This window comes from Arthrobacter sp. 10N43 (assembly GCF_056394525.1).
The window spans coordinates 416,043-435,586 of record NZ_JBFTIA010000005.1; the positions used below are offsets into that span (position 1 = coordinate 416,043).

Sequence of the window (19,544 nt, forward strand, 5' to 3'; positions counted from 1 at the left end):
TGCAGCACCAGCTTAGTGCCTGCGGTGTGAGGCGCGGCGGGCCGCAACGAAAAGCGCCACAGCCCGTGCGGTGGTGACCGGACGGGCCGTGGCGCTTAGCGGAGGAAGTTAGGCCTTCGGGCTGGCTGCGGATTCAACCTTCAGCTTGCCGTCGGCGATGTCCTTCTTGATCTGGTCCAGCTCGGTCTTCAGTTCGGCCGGAACCTGGGCATCCATGTCGTGGAACGGAGCCAGCTGGACGCCGTCGTTCGCGAGGGTGCCGATGTACGGCGCGTTGGTGAACTGGCCGTCCTTGTCCTGCTTGACGACCGCCTCGACGGCCTGGCCCATCTGCTTCATGACGGAGGAGAGCATGATGTCCTTGTAATCCGGTGCCGTGAGGAAGCCGTCCGAGTCAACCCAGATGAGCTTGACGTCCTTGCCGGCTGCCTTGGCTTCCTGCAGGGCCGCGCCCGCACCCTTGCCAACCGGACCGGCGACGGGCATGACGATGTCTGCCCCCTGGTCCAGGAAGTTCTGGGTGAACTGCTTGCCCTTGTCCTGCTTTTCGAAGTCGCCGGTGAAGGAGCCGTCCTGCTTGGCCTTGTCCCAGCCAAGGAGCTTGACGTCCTTGCCCTTCTTTTCGTTGTAGTACTTCACGCCGTCGGCGAAGCCGTCCATGAAGATGGTGACCGTGGGGATCTTGATGCCGCCGAAGGTGGCAACCGTTCCGGTCTTGGTGGTGCCCGCTGCGAGGTAGCCGGCCAGGAACGCGGCCTGGGCGGTGTCGTAGATGATCGGCTTGACGTTGGCGACCGGGGTGTCGTAGCCGAAGTCGATGATGGCGAAGTGCTTGTCCGGGTTCGCGGTGGCCTGGGACTTGGTGGCGTCGCCGAGCAGGAAGCCGACCGTGATGGTCAGGTTGCAGCCGGCGGAGACCATGGCGCGCAGGTTGGGCTCGAAGTCGTTGTTGGTCTTGGACTCGGCCTGGTTCATCTTAAGGCCCAGCTCCGACGTGACCTTCTTCAGCCCCTCGTAGGAGGACTGGTTGAACGACTGGTCATCGAACCCACCCGAGTCGGACACGATGCAGCCCTGGTAGTTGCTGGCGGTGTTGGTGGCGGTGCTGGCCTCCGGGGCAGCGCCGCAGCCGGTCAGCAGGAGTGCAGCCGCGCCCGCGGTGGCAACCCCGGCCATTGATCCGCGCTTAAAGGTGGCACGCAGAGAGTTCTTCAATTTTCCTCCAGGAAGAAAGAGTAGGCGCTACGACGGGAGCTCAATGAGTGTCTGTCTGCGGTGTTCCGCTGAATTCTGTTTTCACTGATGGATTCGCAGCACTGCGCCAAGGCGCACTGATGGATGCTACTTTAGTGGCCTGCGACACGTCCACATAGCGGACTTCACAGCAATTCCCCAGATCGTTGAGAACTTGTTACCTAGTGGTAGCTGGGCCCTCCTGCCAGCGACCGGCGCACAGACGCCTCCGGCGCCAGTTCCTGCGGGAACTGGCGCCGGAGGCGTCTGTGTTTTAGGCGATGCAGTGTGTGGTGTTGCGCCGCTGCGGCTACAGCCGGACCAGCATCTTGCCGGTGTTGGCGCCGTCGAGCAGGTCCATGAAGGCCTGCGGGGCGTTCTCCAGGCCATCCACCACGGTCTCGTCGTAGCGGACGGTTCCGTCGGCCAGCCAGGCGGACATGGTCTCGACGAATTCGGCCATGTGCTGCCAGTAGCCGCCGACCAGGAAGCCCTTGAGCGTCAGCTGCTTGCCGATTGCCAGCATGAGGTTCCGCGGCGCCGGGGTGGGCTCGGTCGAGTTGTACTGGGCGATGGCCCCGCACATGGCCACGCGACCGCCAACGGTGAGCACGGACAACGCGGCTTCGAGGTGCTCGCCGCCGACGTTGTCGAAGTAGACGTCGATCCCGCGCTCACCGGCGGCCGCGGCGAGCTGTTCCGCGACCGGGCCGTCGTGGTAGTTGAAGGCGGCGTCGAAGCCGAGTTCGAGCAGCCGTGCCACCTTTTCCGGTGAGCCCGCGCTGCCGATGACCCGGGACGCACCCATGGCCTTGGCGATCTGCCCCACGAGTGAGCCGACAGCACCTGCGGCGCCGGAGACGAAAACGGCGTCGCCGGCCTTGAATTCAGCGACTTTCAGCAGTCCCGCGTAGGCGGTGAGGCCGGTCATGCCGAGGGCGCCGAGGAATGCCGGGGCAGGGGCCAGATCGGTGCGCGCCGGGGCGGTGGCTGCGGCATCGACGACGGCGTATTCGCGCCAGCCGAGGCTGTGCACGACCGTATCGCCGACGGCGCGCCCTTCGGCCCGGGAGGCGATGACTTCGCCGACGGCGCCGCCCTCCATCGCCGCGTCCAGCGCAAACGGCGCCGAGTAGGACTTGACGTCATTCATGCGGCCCCGCATGTACGGGTCCACCGAAATGAAGAGGTTGCGGACCAGGACCTGGCCGTCCTGCAGCTCGGGCAGCGGCGACTCGGCGAGGCGGAAGTTCGCCGGAACCGGGCGGCCGTGCGGGCGGGACGCAAGCTGGATCTCGCGGGTGGTGACGGGAAGGGTTTCGGTGCTGGCGCTCATGCGGCTACCTCCAGGATTGTGATGTCGACGGTGATGTTGCCACGGGTGGCGTTGGAGTACGGGCAGACCTGATGGGCTTTGGCCACGAGGGCCTCGGCGGTTTCCCGGTCCAGGGCAGGCAACGCGATCTCGAGCTCGGCGGCGATGCCGAAGCCGGCGCCGTCTTCGAGTGCGCCAAGGTGGACCTTCGCGGCGACCGCGGAGTCCGTCAGGTCGGCGCGCTCCTTGCGTCCGACGAGGCGCAGCGCGGAGTGGAAACACGCGGCATAGCCGGCGGCGAACAGCTGCTCGGGGTTGGTTCCCGCGCCGTCGCCGCCAAGCTCCACCGGGCTGGCCAGGGTGACGCTGAGCTTGCCGTCGTTGCTGACGGCTGTGCCGTCGCGGCCTTCGCCCGAGGCCAGGGCCTCGGCTGTGTAAAGGGTTTTCATGGGTTTCCGTTCTGTCGGCGGGAAGTCTTGGCGGGAAAGTGTTACGTGGGAGAAAGGTTCGGCGGGGAAAAGCTCAGTGGGAGGCGTGAAGGGCGTTCGTCAGCCGGCCAAGGGTTTCGCGGAGCTGGTCCAGTTCCGCGGCCGTGAGGCCGGCGGCGTCCGCCAGCCGCTGCGGGATGCCGCTGGCTTTCGCGCTCAGGGCGGCCCCGGCGTCGGTCAGGAAAATTTCCACACGGCGCTCGTCCTCGGCGGACCGGCGGCGCTGGACGAGTCCGAGCGCTTCGAGCCGCTTGAGCAGCGGCGAGAGCGTGCCGGAGTCGAGTCCGAGCTCCTCCCCCAGTTCACGGACACTGCGCGGCTCCGCTTCCCACAGCACCAGCATGACAAGGTACTGCGGGTAGGTCAGGCCAAGCTCCTCCAGCATGGGCCGGTAGACGGCTGTGGCTGCGCGCGAAGCCGAGTACATCGCAAAGCAGACCTGACGATTCAGGCGGAGGGCTTCCGGGCCGGTCGTGGGGGCCGCTTCTGGCGTGGTCATGCTTCCACCGTACGGCATTATTCGATTGTGCACAACTCGATTGTGCACAACCGAATTGCCGATGCCGGAACCGTCCGTCAATCTGTGCGCAACCAACGCCGCGTGCCCGCCGGATTTCCCCATGTTTGGCAGGAGCCGACGGCGTGTCGGCCGGCACCGCCGGTGTGTCCCGGCGTCGTGCCGTCAAAGGTGGGGAAAACCCGCGCGCGGCGGCACGCAGCAGGCCAGCGCCGCGGGTGTCTGCGGCGCCTAGAGGTCGCGGATGGTGCGCAGGGCCGCCGCCGTGAGGACCTGGATGCCGAGGCCAAGCGCCCGCTCGTCAACGATGTAGTCGCCGCGGTGGAGGTCGTACTCTTCCCCGCCGGGAGTCTTGGTGCCGAGGCGCATCATGGCGCCGGGGGTGTCGGCCAGGAACCAGGCGAAGTCTTCCCCGCCCATTGACTGCGGGGTCAGAACCACGGCGCCCTCGCCGATTTCGGCGCGGGCCGCGGCCTCGATCAGCGCGGTCTCATGTTCGGAGTTGACCACCGGCGGCACGCCGCGGGTGTGTTCCAGATGGACATCGACGCCGTAGGGCTCCGCGATCTGCCGGATGATGTCATCGAGCAGCTCGCCGGCGTCGTGCCAGGCCTCGCGGTCCAGGCACCGCATGGTGCCGGCCATGTAGCCGCTGCCGGGGATGGCGTTCGGGGCCGAGCCTGCGGAGATCTGGCCCCAGACCACCGAGACGCCGCTGCGGACGTCGACGCGGCGGGACAGCACGGCGGGGACGTTGATCGCGATCTGCGCCAGGGCGAAAACCAGTTCTTCGGTCAGGTGGGGGCGTGAAGTGTGCCCGCCGCGGCCGGAGAGCTCGATCTTGATGGTGTCCGAGGCGGAAGTGATGGCCCCGATCCGGGTGCCGACCTTGCCGATCTCGATCCGGGGGTCGCAGTGCAGCGCCAGGATGCGCGGCACGCCTTCCAGGACGCCCTGCTCGATGCAGGAGGTGGCGCCGCCGGGCATGGTTTCCTCGGCCGGCTGGAAGATGATCCGGACCGTCCCCCGCAGTGGGGACACCTCGTTCATGCGCTGGAGGACCAGGGCGATGCCGAGCATGGTGGTGGTGTGGACATCGTGGCCGCAGGCGTGGGTCACACCGTGGTTCTTCGAGGCGAACTCAAGGCCGGTTTCCTCGATGATGGGCAGGGCGTCGATGTCCCCCCGCAGTGCGGTGGCGATGGGCCCCTGTCCGACGTCGACCGTCAGACCTGTGCCCTCGAGCCGGCGGGGCTTGAGTCCGGCTTCCTCGAGCCGTTTCGCCAGCTTGTCGGTGGTCCTGAACTCCTTGAACGAGAGCTCCGGATGCGCATGGAGGTCGCGGCGGAAAGCGATCAGCTCCGGCAGGAGGGGCTCCAGCCACGGCCCCACGAGAGTCGTGGGCTCAGCTTCAGTCGAGTAGTTGCGCACAGAATCACTCTATCTAGCGGACAAAGAATAGCGGCATCGGGTACGGCGCGTTACGGATTGCTGAACAATTCACAAGCCCTGGTCCGCCCCATTCCCCTACAGAACGTCCGTGTCGCCCTTGGCCTTGATGGCATCCACGGCCTGCTTGACCCGCTGCGAGTGTTCCTTCGTGGTGACCAGCAGGGCATCCGGGGTGTCCACGATCACGACATCCTTGATGCCGATCAGGGCAATCACCCGCTTGGTGTCCGAGACCACCACGCCGCTGGCGTTCTCGGTGAAGACGCGTGCGCCTTCGCCCAGGACGGTGACCTCGTCGACTTCCTTTGCGCTGTTGAGCCGGCCTACGGAGGCGAAGTCCCCGACGTCGTCCCAGCGGAAGGTGCCGGGAACGACGGCTACGTCGCCGGCGGCCGCCGCGGGTTCTGCCACGGCATAGTCAATGGCGATCTTGGGCAGCGTGGGCCACACCCGGGCCGTGACGGCGTCGCGCTCCGGGGTGTCCCAGGCCTTGGCGATTTCCTGGAGTCCGGCGAAGAGCTCGGGCTGGTTGGCTTCGAGGTGCTTGAGCATCAGCGAGACCGGCGCCACGAACATGCCCGCGTTCCAGACGTAGTCCCCGCTGTCGATGTACTGCTGGGCCACTTCCTCGCTGGGCTTTTCGACGAACTCCACCACGGACTGCGCGCTGGGGGCGTCGGGGATGTTCAGGTTCGCGCCGGAGCGGATGTAGCCGAATCCGGTGGAGGGATGGGTGGGCTTGATACCGATGGTGACGATCTTCCCGGCGGCCGCGGTGTAGACGGCCTCCCGGACCGCGTCCTGGAAGAGCCCGTCCGGGCTGATGACCTGGTCCGCGGCGAACGAGCCCATGATGGTGTCCGGATCCCGCTCGTGGAGGATGGCCGCGGCGAGGCCGATAGCCGCACCGGAGTCCTTGGGCTCACTTTCCAGGACGAGGTCCGATTCCAGGACCTCAGGCAGCTGCCGGCAGACGGCGTCACGGTGGGCGGCGCCGGTCACCACCAGCACGTGCGTGCCCGCGACGGGCTGGAGGCGGTCATAGGTCGCCCGCAGTAGCGTGCTGCCCGATCCGGTGAGGTCGTGAAGGAATTTCGGGGCTGCTGCCCGCGACAGGGGCCAAAGGCGGGTCCCCACCCCGCCCGCCGGAATGACCGCCATAAAACGGTCCAGCGGTGAATCCTGGCTTGTCACTTTGTCTGTAGTCATCACCGCTACTTTAGCCGACGGCGGCCGAATCACCCCTGACTTCGCCGGGATCACGCCCTTCAAGCCCCCGCAGGGACGGCCGAATGTGGCGTTCGTCTCAAATCAGACGCAAATCCGCGCCGGCGCCTGTCAACAAGGGGTTCCTAAATTGAATAAGCTGTGAGCGAAGCCTAGATTTAGGCTTGAGCTTACGAGTGCTCTCGCAGCAGGCGTTCCCCCCGCGTGGATCCCATGCCAGCGCCGCTGTGTTGCAGGGAGGTTTATTCAGTGCCGACAAAACCAGCTGGCACCTTGTACCGCGGCCGTGAAGGCATGTGGTCTTGGGTTGGACACCGCATTACCGGTGTAGTGATTTTCTTCTTCTTGTTGGTCCACGTGCTGGACACCTCATTGGTGCGTGTGTCCCCCGAGGCCTACACCGCCGTGATTGGTGCCTACAAGAACCCCCTCATGGCCCTGGGTGAAACGGGCCTTGTCGCAGCGATCGTGTTCCACGCCTTCAACGGCCTGCGGATCATCGCCGTCGACTTCTGGAAGAAGGGCGCCAAGTACCAGCGCCAGATGCTCTGGACGGTCCTGGGTCTCTGGGTCGTCGTCATGGTCGGCTTCTCCATCCGCCACCTGTCCCTCGCACTTGGAGGTCACTAAGCCATGACTGCAACTATTCAGAGCCCGCGCAGCGGCAAGATCCAGCCGAAGTACCGCCGCAGCGGTTCCTCGAGGGGCAACTTCGAGATGCTCGCCTGGCTCTTCATGCGCCTCTCCGGCGTGGTGCTGGTTGTGCTGATCTTCGGCCACCTCACCGTTAACCTGCTGGTCGGCGAGGGCATCCACGCGATCGACTTCGGCTTCGTGGCCGGCAAGTGGGCCGACCCGTTCTGGCAGTTCTGGGACCTGGCCATGCTGTGGCTGGCCATGCTGCACGGCACCAACGGCGTCCGCACGATCATCAATGACTACGCCGAGAGGGACGCGACGCGTCTCTGGCTCAAGATTGTGCTCTACGCGGCCACCACGGTCATCATCATCCTGGGCACCCTGGTCATCTTCACGTTCAACCCGTGCCCCGTGGCCAACGGCGTCCAGCTTCCCGGCGGCTTCTGCCCGGCGCCTTAGGGGCACTGGCCGTTAGGCAATGGCCTTAACGGCCCAGGCCGTAACGGCGGAGCCGCCGCGGACCGCTGCCCCCAACGGGCAAGAACCGGCGGTCCGTCACGGCAACTGATCTTGCCTGCCGAGCGCAGGCGCAGATTGCACGAGAATTCACCGGGCAGGCACGTACCTGCCGGTGGGTTATAGCGAATTTTGAGAGAAAGAGCGTCTGGTATGCAGGTCCATAAGTACGACGTCGTGATCGTCGGTGCCGGTGGCGCCGGGATGCGCGCGGCGATCGAATCAGGTCAGCGCGCCCGAACAGCAGTATTGACCAAGCTCTACCCCACCCGGTCCCACACCGGCGCGGCGCAGGGCGGCATGTGTGCGGCCCTGGCCAACGTCGAGGAAGACAACTGGGAGTGGCACACCTTCGACACCATCAAGGGCGGCGACTACCTGGTTGACCAGGACGCAGCCGAGGTCATGGCCAAGGAAGCGATCGACGCCGTCCTGGACCTGGAGAAGATGGGCCTGCCGTTCAACCGCACGCCCGAGGGCCGCATTGACCAGCGCCGTTTCGGTGGCCACACCCGCGACCACGGCAAGGCGCCGGTCCGCCGCGCCTGCTACGCCGCGGACCGTACCGGCCACATGATCCTGCAGACCCTGTACCAGAACTGCGTCAAGCACAACGTCGAGTTCTACAACGAGTACTACGTCCTGGACCTGCTGACCGTCGAGGAAGACGCTGTCCGCGAGGATGGCACGCCGTACAAGCAGAAGCGTGTTGCCGGCGTCGTGTCCTACGACCTCGCCTCCGGTGAGCTGCACGTCTTCCAGGCCAAGTCCGTGGTGTTCGCCTCTGGCGGCGCCGGCAAGGTCTTCAAGACCACCTCCAACGCCCACACCCTGACCGGTGACGGCATGGGCATCGCGTTCCGTCGCGGCATCCCGCTGGAGGACATGGAGTTCTTCCAGTTCCACCCGACAGGCCTCGCCGGCCTGGGCATCCTGCTCTCCGAGGCCGCCCGCGGCGAAGGAGCCATCCTGCGCAACTCCGAGGGTGAGCGCTTCATGGAGCGCTACGCCCCCACCATCAAGGACCTCGCCCCGCGCGACATCGTGGCCCGCTCCATGGCCAACGAAGTCCGTGAGGGCCGCGGCTGCGGTCCGAACAAGGACTACGTCCTGTTGGACCTGACGCACCTTGAGCCCGCACACATCGACGCCAAGCTGCCGGACATCACCGAGTTCGCCCGCACCTACCTGGGTGTGGAGCCGTACACGGAGCCGGTTCCGGTGTTCCCGACGGCGCACTACGCCATGGGCGGCATCCCCACGAACATCAGCGCCGAGGTCCTCCAGGACAACGACACCGTTGTCCCGGGCCTGTACGCCGCCGGCGAGGTCGCCTGCGTCTCGGTCCACGGCTCCAACCGCCTGGGCACCAACTCGCTGCTGGACATCAACGTGTTCGGCAAGCGCGCCGGCATCGCCGCCGCCGAATACGCCAAGACCGCGGACTTCGTGGAGCTCCCGGCGGATCCGGAGGCGTACACGCTGGACCTGCTGGGCCACGTCCGCACCTCCGACGGCACCGAGAAGGTCGCTGCGATCCGCAAGGAACTGCAGGACACCATGGACGCCAACATGCAGGTGTTCCGCACGGCAGAGACGCTGAACCAGGTCCTGACGGACATCGCGTCCTTCGAGGAGCGGTACCAGCGCATCAGCGTCCAGGACAAGGGCAAGCGCTTCAACCTGGACCTGCTCGAGGCCGTGGAGCTGGGCTTCCTGCTGGAACTGGCCAAGGTCATGACCGTGGCGGCCCTGCACCGCGAGGAATCCCGCGGCGGCCACTTCCGCGAGGACTTCCCCGAGCGCGACGACGAGAAATTCATGAAGCACTCCATGGCGTACAAGGATGAGCATGCTCCGGCGGATGGTTCTGCCGAGGCCATTGCCGGCATCCGGCTTGCCACCAAACCGGTGGTCTTTACGCGCTACGAGCCGATGGTGAGGAAGTACTAAGATGAGCGCTGAACTCGCTGAGCCAGCATCCAAGATCGAACTGCCCGCCGGCGTCGGCGGGGGCGGGGAAATCCCGTCCTTCGACGTCACGCTGCGCGTGCGCCGCTACAACCCCGAGGTCTCCGAGGATGCCACGTGGGATGACTTCAAGGTCACCATGTACGGCACCGACCGTGTCCTGGACGCCCTGCACAAGATCAAGTGGGAGATGGACGGCAGCGTCTCCTTCCGCCGCTCCTGCGCCCACGGCGTCTGCGGCTCCGATGCCATGCGCATCAACGGCCGCAACCGCCTCGCCTGCAAGACCCTGCTGAAGGACCTGGACACCTCCAAGCCCATCACGGTCGAGCCGATCAAGGGCCTGCCGGTCGAGAAGGACCTGATCGTGGATATGGAGCCGTTCTTCCAGTCCTTCCGCGAAGTCATGCCCTTCCTGATCAACCGCGGCCACGAGCCCACTAAGGAACGCCTGCAGTCCGCCGAGGACCGCGAACGCTTCGATGACACCACCAAGTGCATCCTGTGCGCCGCGTGCACCTCCTCCTGCCCGGTGTTCTGGACCGACGGGCAGTACTTCGGCCCGGCGGCGATCGTCAACGCGCACCGCTTCATCTTCGATTCCCGCGATGACGCCGGCGACATGCGCCTGGAGATCCTCAACGACAAGGAAGGCGTGTGGCGTTGCCGCACCACCTTCAACTGCTCCGAAGCATGCCCGCGCGGCATCCAGGTCACTCAGGCAATCGCCGAGGTCAAGCAGGCGATCCTCGCCCGCAAGATCTAGCAGCTGGTCCGCCAGCACCTGGCGAGCCAGAACGCAGAGACTCAGTACCAAGAGAACCACGACGACGGCGCCTCTCACCTCACGGGTGGGGGCGCCGTCGTCGTCTTCCCGCCCAACACGAAAGGGGACACCGTGTCCCGCTCAGAAAAAGTGACTTTCAAGGGTTCCACCGGGGAACTCCTCTCCGGCATTGTGGACGTGCCGGAGGGCCCGGTGAAGGGCTGGGGCGTGTTCTCCCACGGCTTCACGCTCGGCAAGGACAGCCCGTCGGCGTCACGGATGTGCAAGGCCCTGGCGGACAACGGCGTGGGCATGCTCCGGTTCGACAACCTGGGCCTCGGCGAGTCCGCGGGGCTGTGGTCGGAGGGGTCCTTCAGCCACAAGGTGGCCGACACCGTCAAGGCCGCCGGGTTCATGCGGGACTCGCAGCGGCGGGTGTCCTTGCTGGTGGGCCACTCATTCGGCGGCGCCGCGGTCCTGTCCGCGGCACGGCAGATCCCTGAGCTCAAGGCCGTGGCCACGGTGGGTGCCCCCTTCTCCCCCAAGCACGTCGCCCACGTCTTCGACGCGGCGCTGGACCGGATCCTGAGCGAGGGAAGCGCCGAGGTGGACCTGGGCGGCAAGAGGGTGGAGATCCGGCGCCACTTCGTCGAGGACCTCGAAAACGCGGACCTGACGGACTGCATCCACCGGCTCCACAAGCCGCTCATGGTGCTGCACTCCCCCACCGACAACACGGTGGGCATCGAAAATGCCAGCACCATCTTCCAGACCGCACGCCATCCCCGCAGCTTCGTCTCGCTCGAGGGCAGCGACCACCTCCTGACGGGCAAGGGCCAGGCGGCCCGTGCCGCGAAGATTATTTCGGCGTGGGCCGACCAGTACCTCGACGCCTGAACGCGGCCGACAGCGGCCGCCGGCGGGCCCTGTGCTCCACCGGTGTCTTGCCCGGCTGGACCCGCCGGGCGCCCCAGCCGGTGGTCGCGGTGGCGGGTCCGGCCTTGAGGTCCTCTTCCCGGATCGCCACCCACGCGGCGCAGATCACGTAGACCTGGCTGACCAGGTTGAACCAGATCAGCAGGCCAATGATGATGGCGAAGGGCGCCAGGATGGGGTTCTTGCCCGCACTGGCCAGCAGCTGGGTGCTGAAGATCTGCAGGATGGTGGTGCCCACTGCGGCGAGGGTTGTCCCTTCCAGCAGGGAGCGCCGGGCCGGTTTCAGGCCCGCGGCCACCCGGTACATGATCAGGGCGGTACCCCAGCCGAGCAGCAGCGGCACGAGGATAGTGATCGAGGTCGTCATCGGCCCGGCCAGCACGGGATCGAGTTCCAGCTGCTCGGTCACCCATCCCGCGGCCGTACCGAATATCAGCGAGGCCGCGGCGCTGACCACCAGGGCCACCCCCATTAGCAGCAGCGTGCCGACGTCCTTGAGTATCTGCAGGATCGGATTCATCACCAGGGGGCCGAGCTGCATCATGCCCCGCATACCGTCGCGAATGCCGCTGATCCAGCCCAGGGACGTAAAGACCGTCACCACGGCCGCGATCCCGGCGGCCCAGCCCAGGCTGGCTGGGTTCAGGAGCTGATAGGGGTCAACCAGTCCTTCGCTGCCGTCGACCTGCAGCAGCCCGGGCGCGGCGGCGTCCACGCTCTTGATAATCGTCTCCAGCAGGGCCGGATGTCCGCTGAGGACGAGGCCGGCAAGGGAGAGTCCGGTGGCCAGGAGGCCCGTGATGGAGAAAAACATCCTGAACCCGATTCCCGCGCTCAGCAGCGGGCCGCGCTGGCGCAGGTAGTGCAGGTACGCGCGCATCGGCAGCAGGGCGTTGACCCGGGCCAGCAGCCACGCCACCATGGCCATCAGCGAGGCGATCCATCCGCCCCCGGAGCGCCGGGTCCTGCCCCACTCGACCCGCTTGCGGATGACTTCCAGTTTCAGCCCGGCCAGATCGGTGGGGAGCGGCGGCTCAGCGGGCGTTTGCGGTGCCGTCCGGGCCTCTGTCGTGGTCAGGTTTGGTCCCAAAGTCAAGCTCTTCCCGTAGCTGCCAGATGCCGTTGTCATCGTGCTCGTAAAGTCCCATGCTAGCCACAGGGAACGTGGCCCTGTAGTCCTTGAGGGCCGTTTCGGCCTCATCGAGGCTTTCCGGGGCGACATCGTGGGCCACGGTGACGTGCGGATGGTAGGCGAAGGGCAACTCCCGCTCCAGCGGGCCGGACTGCAGCTGGCGGTGCAGGTTCACGCAGTCCCCGAAACCGTCCTCGACGTTCAGGAACACCACCGGGGACACGGGCCGGAATGACCCGGTCCCCGCGATGGTGATCGTGAACGGCTGCTGGCCGCGTGCCACGTCCCGGACATGGTTACAGGTCGCCTCCCAGTCCTGCGTCATCGTCGTGGTCACCAGCGTGATGTGGGCCGGAACGACGGCGGCCATGGGGTCACCGAAGGATGCCCGCCATCGCTGGAGCTCCTCAGCGATGTCCGCCGGGAAGCTCAGGATCACACCGATGCTGATGCCTTCGCTGCGTGCCTGCCCGTTCGACGCGGCGACTTTGGCGGTGACTTTGCTGACGGAGGACATTGACCTAGCGGACTCCCTGGGCGCCGGCGTAGGGCAGGAAACCCACCTTGGCGTAGACGTCGCGCAGAGTGAGCGAGGCAATCTCCCGGGCCTTGTCCGCGCCGAGGGCCAGGAGCCGGTCCAGCTCCGCGGGGTCGTTCAGCAGCTCGTTGGCCCGGTTCCGGATCGGAGTCAGGTGCTCGGTGACTACCTCGGCCAGGTTCACCTTGAGGTGGCCGTACATCTTGCCCTCATACGCGGTGACCAGGGCGTCAACGCTTTGCCCGGTAATGGCCGAGTAAATGGTCAGCAGGTTGGAGACGCCCGGCTTGGTTTCGCGGTCGAACCGGATTTCCGTTTCGGCATCCGTCACGGCCGACTTGATCCGCTTGGCCGTGACCTTGGGATCGTCCAGCAGGTTGATCAGGCCTGCCGGGGATTCCGCGGACTTGGACATCTTCGCGGTGGGATGCTGCAGGTCGTAGATCTTGGCGGATTCCTTCTGGATGAAGGGCTGCGGGACCGTGAAGGTGTGGCCGAAGCGGGTGTTGAACCGCTGGGCCAGGTCGCGGCTGAGTTCCACGTGCTGGCGCTGGTCCTCGCCCACGGGTACGCCGTGCGGCTGGTACAGGAGGATGTCCGCGGCCTGCAGGATGGGGTAGGTGAACAGTCCCACGCTGGCGTGGTCTGAGCCCTGTTTGTGGGCCTTGTCCTTGAACTGGGTCATCCGCGATGCCTCGCCGAATCCGGTGATGCAGTTCAGCACCCAGGCCAGCTGGGCGTGCTCGGGCACCTGGGACTGGACGAACAGCGTGCACTTGTCCACGTCCACGCCGCCGGCAATGTACTGAGCGGCCGTGACCCGGGTGCGGTGGGCCAGTTCGGCGGGATCCTGCGGAACGGTGATCGCGTGCAGGTCCGGGATGAAGAAGACGGCGTCGTACTCGTCCTGCATCCGGACCCAGTTCACGAGCGCCCCGAGGTAGTTGCCCAGGTGCAGGGAGTCGGCGGAGGGCTGCATGCCGGAGAGGATGCGGTGCCGGGCGGCGGTGGCCGTGCCGGTCGTGGGGGCGGCCGCGAGGACGGCGTCAGGGACGGTGCCGGCGTCGGCGTCGGCGGCCGCGCCTGTGGTCGCGGTGGAAGGAGAGGTCATTCGTGGAAGCCTTACAACTAGAGCCGGTAGTCCACTACCAGCGGGGCGTGGTCGGAGAAGCGGGTGTCCCAGGACGCTGCCCGGTCAACAACGGCTGACACTGCGGCTGCAGCGAGAGCGGGCGTGGCCATGTGGTAATCGATGCGCCAGCCGGTGTCATTGTCGAAGGCCTGGCCCCGTTGCGACCACCAAGTGTAGGGGCCGTCGACGTTACCCGCCAGGCCCCTGTGAACATCCTTCCAGCCGATTTCCTCGCCGAAGAAGCGGTCGAAATAGGCCCTCTCCTCCGGCAGGAACCCGGCACGTTTGACGTTGCCCTTCCAGTTCCTGATGTCCAGTTCCGTGTGGCCGACGTTGAGGTCGCCCACCACCAGGGCGTGGTCACTGTGCTTGGCGAGTTCGGGCAGGCGCGTGGTCATGACATCCAGGAAACGGAACTTGTCGTCCTGTTTGGGGGTGCCGGCCTCGCCCGAGTGCACATAGGCGCTGACAACGGACAGCTGCGAGGCCTGCCCGGCAGCATCCCGGACGATGTAATCGGCCTCGACCCAGCGACCGGCTGTGGCGAAGAAGTCATCCCCGATCCCCACCCGGGTGGCAAGGGGCTCTTCGCGGGAGGCGATGGCGACGCCGGCCCGGCCCTTGGCCTCGGCCTCTGCGTGCAGGATGTACCAGCCCTCGCCGAGCAGTTCCTCGACGATCGCGTCAGGCGCGCGCACCTCCTGGAGGCACAGGATGTCCACCTCGCGGGGCTCAAGCCACTCCGCCATGCCCTTCTTGTAGGCGGCACGCAGGCCGTTGACGTTGACTGACGCGATGCGAAGGTGGTCCTTCTTCAATGCCGAGCTCACCCGATCCACTCTAGTCGATGATGGTTCCGCTAACGGGTGCGTCGTCGCCGCCCGAGGATTTGATCATGTCCCGCGCATTGGTGGCGGTGATCTCAATGGTTTCCAGGGCGCGGCGGATCGTGTCGGGATCCGCGGCGTCACCCTTTTCGCGCTCCTGCTCGACGACGCGGACCTGGACCTGGACGATCTTGAAGGAGTGGTCCAGCTTCATGTCCCGGACGCCGTCCGATTCGCGACGTTCGCTGACCACGCGGGTGCCGCCGTGGTCAGCGCTGCCGGCGGCCGGCGGCCGGCCGGTGGCGGCGTTGAAGGCGTTCTGGGCCTCGTTGAGCCTGGCGCCGGCTTTTTTGGCGGCCTTCTGGATGCTGAACACGACGAAGGACGCCAGGACCAGCCAGAAGCCGGCGATGATCGCCACGATCCAGCCCACGACCTCGTTCTGGTTGGCCGCGAAGATGACGGCCACCACGAACGCGATGATCAAGACCAGCAACCCCGGCCCGCTGATGCGGAACATGGAGAACCGGCCCCTGGCCGTGGAGTCGTTGGACATTGACGCGGAGTTACCCAGAGATTGCATGAGCCCATTATCGCAAACGGGGCCGGCCGCCCGGTGCGCTTCCACCCCGGGCGAACGCCGCCCCACCTTGGGACAGACCCGGCAAGCCAGGTCACAACCGCGTCTAGGTAAGAACCAGGCAGAAGGGGTGGCCGCTGGGGTCCGTGTAGACCCGGAAGGTCTTCGAACCGGCATTCAGGCTTGCCGCGCCGAGGCGGAACACCTCGGCTTCGGCGGCCTCGAGGTCCTCGACGAGTACATCCACGTGCATCTGCTGCGGGTGCTCGGCGTCGGGCCACTGCGGACGGACCAGCCGTTCGACGCGCTGGAAGTCCACGCCCGGCCGGCCGGTGGCGTCGCCGATCGAAATCCAGTCCTCGTGCTCCTGGATCCGGTCCAAGCCCAGCAGCTCCTGATAGAAGGCCGCCAGGGTGTCCGGGTCCTCACAGTCGATGACGAGGGATTGCCATTTGCCGATCATGGGTTCTCCTTTTGTCGAAGGATCGCTTGGAAGGATCCCTACTTGAGGAACAGTTTGCGCAGCCGGCTCGTGGTGAGCAGGACGCCGAGGGCGATCATCACGAGGTAGTAGCCGATGTGCACGGCCGTGGCCGGGGTGAAGACGCCCACACTGATCTGGCGCAGCAGTTCCACGCCGTGCCACAGGGGCATGGCCTGGATGAGCCACTGGATGGACTGCGGGTAGACGCTGAGCGGGTAGAACGTGGCGCTGAAGAGGAACATCGGCAGCATCACGAAGTTGATCCAGTCCATCTGCTGGAAGGTCTTCATGAAGCTCGTGATCCCCATGCCGAAGCTCGCGAAGCCGAAGGCAATGAGCACCGAGGCCGGGATCATCAGGATGGCCCACGGCGTGGTGATCAGCCCCATCACGCCCATGACGGCCGTGAAGCCGGTCGCGTACATGGCCCCGCGCAGCAGGGCCAGGAAGATCTCCCCCATGGCGACATCCAGCGGCCCCAGCGAGGTGTAGAGCATGCCCTGGTACAGCTTGGCGAAGTTCATCTTGAAGAAGACGTTCCAGGTGGAGTCATAGACAGCGCCGTTCATGGCGGAAACGGCCAGCAGCGCCGGAGCGATGTACGCGGCGTAGCTGATCTCCTGCCCGCCCGGGCCCTGGACGGAACCGACGATGGCGCCCAGGCCCACGCCCATGGAGATCAGGTACAGCACGGGTTCGAAAAACCCGGAGACCATGACCATCCAGTTGCTGCTCTTGGTCGCCATGAGCCCGCGGGCCACGACGGCGCGGACGTTGCGGGAGTAGATGGGCCCGAAGCGCCGGCGGCGCGCCGCGTCGGTGACGCTGTGGTCGCCCGCGTTGAAACTTCCGGTCAGCACGCTCATGAGGCCATCCTTTTGGCGAACTGGCGCTTGGTCAGGATCCAGCCGACGGCCGCCAGGCCCAGCAGGAACAGGAGGTGGACGATGGTGAGCCACGGCGGTTCCTCGTAGCCGTAGCTGACCACGCGGCCCAGTTCCGTGCCGTGCCAGATCGGTGAGATCCAGCCGATCCAGCGGACGCCGAGCGGGAGCGTGTCCAGGGGGAAGAACGTGCCGGAGAAGAGGAACAGCGGCATGACAATGAACCGCATGACCATGGCGAACTGGCCCTTGTCCTCCTTGATGGTGGCCGCGTAGGCCATCAGCGGCAGGCCGAAGGACAGGCCGGCGAGGGTGGCGATGAGGATCGATACCCAGCCCCAGGCGCCGGGCGAGGCCCCGAACAGCGCGACGACGGCGAAGTAGATGGCCGACTGCAGCAGGAAACGGACGGTCACGGCGATGACCTGGCCGCCTGCGATCTGTTCCGGCGTCAGCGGCGAGGCATGCGGGCCGTAGTAGACGCGCCGCCATTTGAAGCCGTCCATGACGGGAAACGTGAACTCGTTGGCGGCTGTCATGACGGCGGCCGAGATCAGCAGGGCCGGCGCTATGAACGTCAGGTAGCTGACCCCGCCGAACACGCCGGCGCCGTTGGCCTGGACCAGCGTGGCCAGGCCAACGCCCATCGCGAACAGGTAGGCCACCGGCTGTCCCACGCCATACATGACGATGGTCCAGCCGTAGCCCTTCATGACGCGCAGGACCTGTTCGGCGTAGTAGAAGGCACCCCACTTCCGGGCCCGTGCCGCCGAGATTTCCGGCGAGTGCGCGCGCAGGGCAGGCGCCGCCGTCGTGCCTGCCGCCTGCGGTGCCGGCGTTACGTTAGTCAACGAGGCTCCTGCCGGTCAGGCGCAGGAAGACGTCTTCGAGCGAGGAGCGGCGGACCAGGGACGTGACCGGCCGCAGGCCGCGGGCGGTGACCTGCTCCAGGGCGGCCTCGCCGTCGTGGGCGTAGATGAGCACCCGGTCCGGCAGGGTCTCCAGGCGTTCGCCGATGCCCTCGAGCTCCGCGCCCACGCTGGCGTTGCGCTCCGAGCCGAAGCGCAGTTCAAGGACCTCCCGGGTGGAGTATTCGCGGATCAGGCTGGCCGGAGACCCCTCGGCCATGATCTTGCCCTTGTCCACCACGATCAGGCGGTCGCAGAGCTGTTCGGCCTCGTCCATGTAGTGCGTGGTGAGGATCAGGGTGACGCCCTGTTCCTTGAGCCGGAACAGCCGGTCCCAGAGGATGTGCCGTGCCTGCGGGTCCAGGCCCGTCGTCGGCTCGTCCAGCAGCAGGATCCGGGGCTCGTTGATCAGCGAGCGGGCGATTGTCAGGCGGCGCTTCATGCCCCCGGACAGGGCGTCGACCTTGGACTTGGCTTTGTCGGTGAGCTGGGCGAATTCCAGCAGCTCGTCGGCCTTGGGCTTGAGGTAGCTCATGGGCAGGCCGAAGTAGCGGCCGTAGACCAGCAGGTTGTCCCGGACCTTCAGTTCCTCGTCCAGGTTGTCCTGCTGGGGCACCACGCCCAGGTGGGCGCGGACTTCCGGACCGTGCTGTTCGGGATCCAGGCCCATGATGCTCAGGCTGCCGGAGGTGCGCTGCGAGACCCCGCCGATCATCTTCATCGTGGTTGACTTGCCGGCGCCATTGGGACCCAGCAGGCCGAAGGCTTCCCCGGCAGGGACGCGGAAGGAGATGCCGTCCACGGCGGTGACATCGCCGTAGCGTTTGGTGAGGTTCTCGGCGGTGATGACGTACTGCGGAGGGGCATCTGATGGGCCGCTCACGCGCGATTCTTTCGAGACAAGTTCGGACACCCGCACCACGGTAGTGGATACCCGCAAACTATGAAAGAGTCTTTTCGTAAAATCTCCGGATGTATCCGTTCCGTTATGCCTTTAACGGCACAGGGCACCTGCTTCGCGGGAAGCAGGTGCCCTGTCATCAGACGGGATCCTTAGGCGATCCCCGGGTGGCTTTCCGCCGCCAGGTGGCGCTCCGCGGTTTCCACCACGTTGGCCAGCAGCATGGCGCGGGTCATGGGACCCACTCCCCCGGGGTTCGGCGAAAGCCAGGCGGCGACGTCGGCCGCGGCGGGCTCAACGTCTCCGGTGACCACGGCCTTGCCGTTGCCGTCGTCAACCCGGCTGACGCCGACGTCGAGGACAATGGCGCCCGGCTTCAGGTCTGCCGCCTTGATCATGTGCGGCTGGCCGGCCGCGGCGATCACGACGTCGGCCTGCCGCAGTTCCGCCGGCAGGTCCACCGTTCCGGTGTGGGCCAGGATGACCGTGGCGTTGACGTCCTTGCGGGTCAGCAGCAGGCCCACCGGCCGGCCGATGGTGACGCCGCGGCCGACCACGAGGACGCGTTTGCCCTTCAGGTCGATCCCGTGCCGGGTCAGCAGCTCCACGCAGCCCTTGGGCGTGCAAGGCAACGGGGACTTCATGGGTCCGCTGACGTTGGCCACGAGCCGGCCCAGGTTCATCGGGTGCAGACCGTCGGCGTCCTTCTCGGGATCCATGGCCTCCAGGACGACGTCCTGGTCGATGTGCTTGGGCAGCGGCAGCTGGACGATGTAGCCGGTGCACTCCGGGTTGGCGTTGAGCTCGCGTACCACGGTCAGGAGCTCCTCCTGGCTGGTCTCTTCCGGCAGGTCGCGGCGGATGGACGTGATGCCCACCTCGGCGCAGTCCTTGTGCTTGCCGGCCACATACCAGGTACTGCCGGGATCGGAGCCCACCAGGATGGTGCCCAGCCCGGGGGTGATGCCCTTGGCCTTCAGTGCGGCCACGCGCTGGGTCAGTTCGGCCTTGATGGTTGCGGCGGTAGCCTTCCCGTCAAGGATTTGTGCAGTGTCAGCCGTTTTTGCAGCTGCTCTTGCGGTGTCAGCAGAAGTCATG

21 protein-coding genes are annotated in these 19,544 nt (G+C 66.3%); 5 read left to right on the forward strand and 16 right to left on the reverse strand.

Annotation, left to right across the window (positions count from 1 at the left end; all coding sequences use genetic code 11):
• Window positions 1-108: 108 nt before the first annotated feature.
• The 6 genes from AC1DDO_RS13510 to AC1DDO_RS13535 form a co-directional block, all read right to left on the reverse strand.
• Window positions 109-1,215, reverse strand: a complete 1,107-nt coding sequence (locus AC1DDO_RS13510; protein WP_441410259.1) for a BMP family lipoprotein — start codon at window positions 1,213-1,215, stop codon at window positions 109-111.
• Window positions 1,216-1,543: 328 nt separating this feature from the next.
• Entirely contained in the window at window positions 1,544-2,569 is a 1,026-nt protein-coding gene (locus tag AC1DDO_RS13515) for an NADP-dependent oxidoreductase (RefSeq protein ID WP_476868577.1), read from the reverse strand.
• The gene (locus AC1DDO_RS13520; RefSeq protein ID WP_476972027.1) at window positions 2,566-2,997 is read right to left on the reverse strand and encodes an organic hydroperoxide resistance protein; all 432 of its coding nucleotides are present in this window, start codon (window positions 2,995-2,997) and stop codon (window positions 2,566-2,568) included. The genes AC1DDO_RS13515 and AC1DDO_RS13520 overlap by 4 nt, the downstream gene beginning before the upstream one ends.
• 73 nt (window positions 2,998-3,070) lie before the next feature.
• The gene (locus AC1DDO_RS13525; protein WP_476972028.1) at window positions 3,071-3,535 is read right to left on the reverse strand and encodes a MarR family winged helix-turn-helix transcriptional regulator; all 465 of its coding nucleotides are present in this window, start codon (window positions 3,533-3,535) and stop codon (window positions 3,071-3,073) included.
• Between the two features lie 249 nt (window positions 3,536-3,784).
• Entirely contained in the window at window positions 3,785-4,984 is a 1,200-nt protein-coding gene (locus AC1DDO_RS13530; RefSeq protein WP_441410255.1) for an amidohydrolase, read from the reverse strand.
• 96 nt (window positions 4,985-5,080) lie between these two features.
• Window positions 5,081-6,214, reverse strand: coding sequence for a mannose-1-phosphate guanylyltransferase (locus tag AC1DDO_RS13535; protein ID WP_476972029.1), 1,134 nt, complete (start codon window positions 6,212-6,214; stop codon window positions 5,081-5,083).
• 267 nt (window positions 6,215-6,481) lie between these two features.
• Between AC1DDO_RS13535 and sdhC the strand changes: the two genes are divergently transcribed.
• From sdhC to AC1DDO_RS13560, 5 genes are all read left to right on the forward strand, one after another.
• Window positions 6,482-6,862 (forward strand): succinate dehydrogenase, cytochrome b556 subunit, encoded by a 381-nt coding sequence (sdhC, locus tag AC1DDO_RS13540; RefSeq protein WP_079553238.1) that lies wholly within the window; start codon window positions 6,482-6,484, stop codon window positions 6,860-6,862.
• Between the two features lie 3 nt (window positions 6,863-6,865).
• The gene (locus tag AC1DDO_RS13545; RefSeq protein WP_476972030.1) at window positions 6,866-7,330 is read left to right on the forward strand and encodes a succinate dehydrogenase hydrophobic membrane anchor subunit; all 465 of its coding nucleotides are present in this window, start codon (window positions 6,866-6,868) and stop codon (window positions 7,328-7,330) included.
• A gap of 210 nt (window positions 7,331-7,540) precedes the next feature.
• Window positions 7,541-9,340, forward strand: coding sequence for a succinate dehydrogenase flavoprotein subunit (gene sdhA / locus AC1DDO_RS13550; protein WP_476972031.1), 1,800 nt, complete (start codon window positions 7,541-7,543; stop codon window positions 9,338-9,340).
• A 1-nt stretch (window position 9,341) separates the two neighbouring features.
• Window positions 9,342-10,124 (forward strand): succinate dehydrogenase iron-sulfur subunit, encoded by a 783-nt coding sequence (locus AC1DDO_RS13555; RefSeq protein WP_441410251.1) that lies wholly within the window; start codon window positions 9,342-9,344, stop codon window positions 10,122-10,124.
• Between the two features lie 132 nt (window positions 10,125-10,256).
• On the forward strand, window positions 10,257-11,021 hold the full coding sequence (locus AC1DDO_RS13560) for an alpha/beta hydrolase family protein (RefSeq protein WP_476972032.1): 765 nt from the start codon (window positions 10,257-10,259) through the stop codon (window positions 11,019-11,021).
• Here the strand turns inward: AC1DDO_RS13560 and AC1DDO_RS13565 are convergent.
• From AC1DDO_RS13565 to AC1DDO_RS13610, 10 genes are all read right to left on the reverse strand, one after another.
• Window positions 10,984-12,150 carry a YihY/virulence factor BrkB family protein gene (locus AC1DDO_RS13565; RefSeq protein ID WP_476972073.1) on the reverse strand — a complete coding sequence of 389 codons (1,167 nt, stop codon included), beginning with the start codon at window positions 12,148-12,150 and terminating at the stop codon, window positions 10,984-10,986. The genes AC1DDO_RS13560 and AC1DDO_RS13565 overlap by 38 nt on opposite strands.
• Window positions 12,095-12,709, reverse strand: coding sequence for a 2'-5' RNA ligase family protein (locus tag AC1DDO_RS13570; protein ID WP_476868570.1), 615 nt, complete (start codon window positions 12,707-12,709; stop codon window positions 12,095-12,097). Before AC1DDO_RS13570 ends, AC1DDO_RS13565 begins: the two co-directional genes overlap by 56 nt.
• Before the next feature lie 4 nt (window positions 12,710-12,713).
• Window positions 12,714-13,841, reverse strand: coding sequence for a tryptophan--tRNA ligase (gene trpS, locus AC1DDO_RS13575; RefSeq protein WP_476972033.1), 1,128 nt, complete (start codon window positions 13,839-13,841; stop codon window positions 12,714-12,716).
• Window positions 13,842-13,858: 17 nt separating this feature from the next.
• Window positions 13,859-14,692, reverse strand: coding sequence for an exodeoxyribonuclease III (locus AC1DDO_RS13580; RefSeq protein WP_441410247.1), 834 nt, complete (start codon window positions 14,690-14,692; stop codon window positions 13,859-13,861).
• Between the two features lie 10 nt (window positions 14,693-14,702).
• A complete protein-coding gene (locus AC1DDO_RS13585; RefSeq protein WP_441410246.1) occupies window positions 14,703-15,272 on the reverse strand; it encodes a hypothetical protein in 570 nt (189 codons plus the stop codon).
• Between the two features lie 103 nt (window positions 15,273-15,375).
• Window positions 15,376-15,732: a VOC family protein gene (locus AC1DDO_RS13590; protein ID WP_476972034.1), complete on the reverse strand. Its 357-nt coding sequence runs from the start codon at window positions 15,730-15,732 to the stop codon at window positions 15,376-15,378.
• Window positions 15,733-15,770: 38 nt separating this feature from the next.
• Window positions 15,771-16,619, reverse strand: coding sequence for an ABC transporter permease (locus tag AC1DDO_RS13595; protein ID WP_476868566.1), 849 nt, complete (start codon window positions 16,617-16,619; stop codon window positions 15,771-15,773).
• Complete coding sequence (locus AC1DDO_RS13600; RefSeq protein ID WP_476972035.1) at window positions 16,616-17,488, reverse strand: ABC transporter permease; 873 nt, start codon at window positions 17,486-17,488, stop codon at window positions 16,616-16,618. Before AC1DDO_RS13600 ends, AC1DDO_RS13595 begins: the two co-directional genes overlap by 4 nt.
• The gene (locus AC1DDO_RS13605; protein WP_441410243.1) at window positions 17,481-18,428 is read right to left on the reverse strand and encodes an ABC transporter ATP-binding protein; all 948 of its coding nucleotides are present in this window, start codon (window positions 18,426-18,428) and stop codon (window positions 17,481-17,483) included. The genes AC1DDO_RS13600 and AC1DDO_RS13605 overlap by 8 nt, the downstream gene beginning before the upstream one ends.
• A gap of 170 nt (window positions 18,429-18,598) precedes the next feature.
• Window positions 18,599-19,543 (reverse strand): bifunctional methylenetetrahydrofolate dehydrogenase/methenyltetrahydrofolate cyclohydrolase, encoded by a 945-nt coding sequence (locus AC1DDO_RS13610; RefSeq protein WP_476972036.1) that lies wholly within the window; start codon window positions 19,541-19,543, stop codon window positions 18,599-18,601.
• Between the last annotated feature and the right edge of the window lies 1 nt (window position 19,544).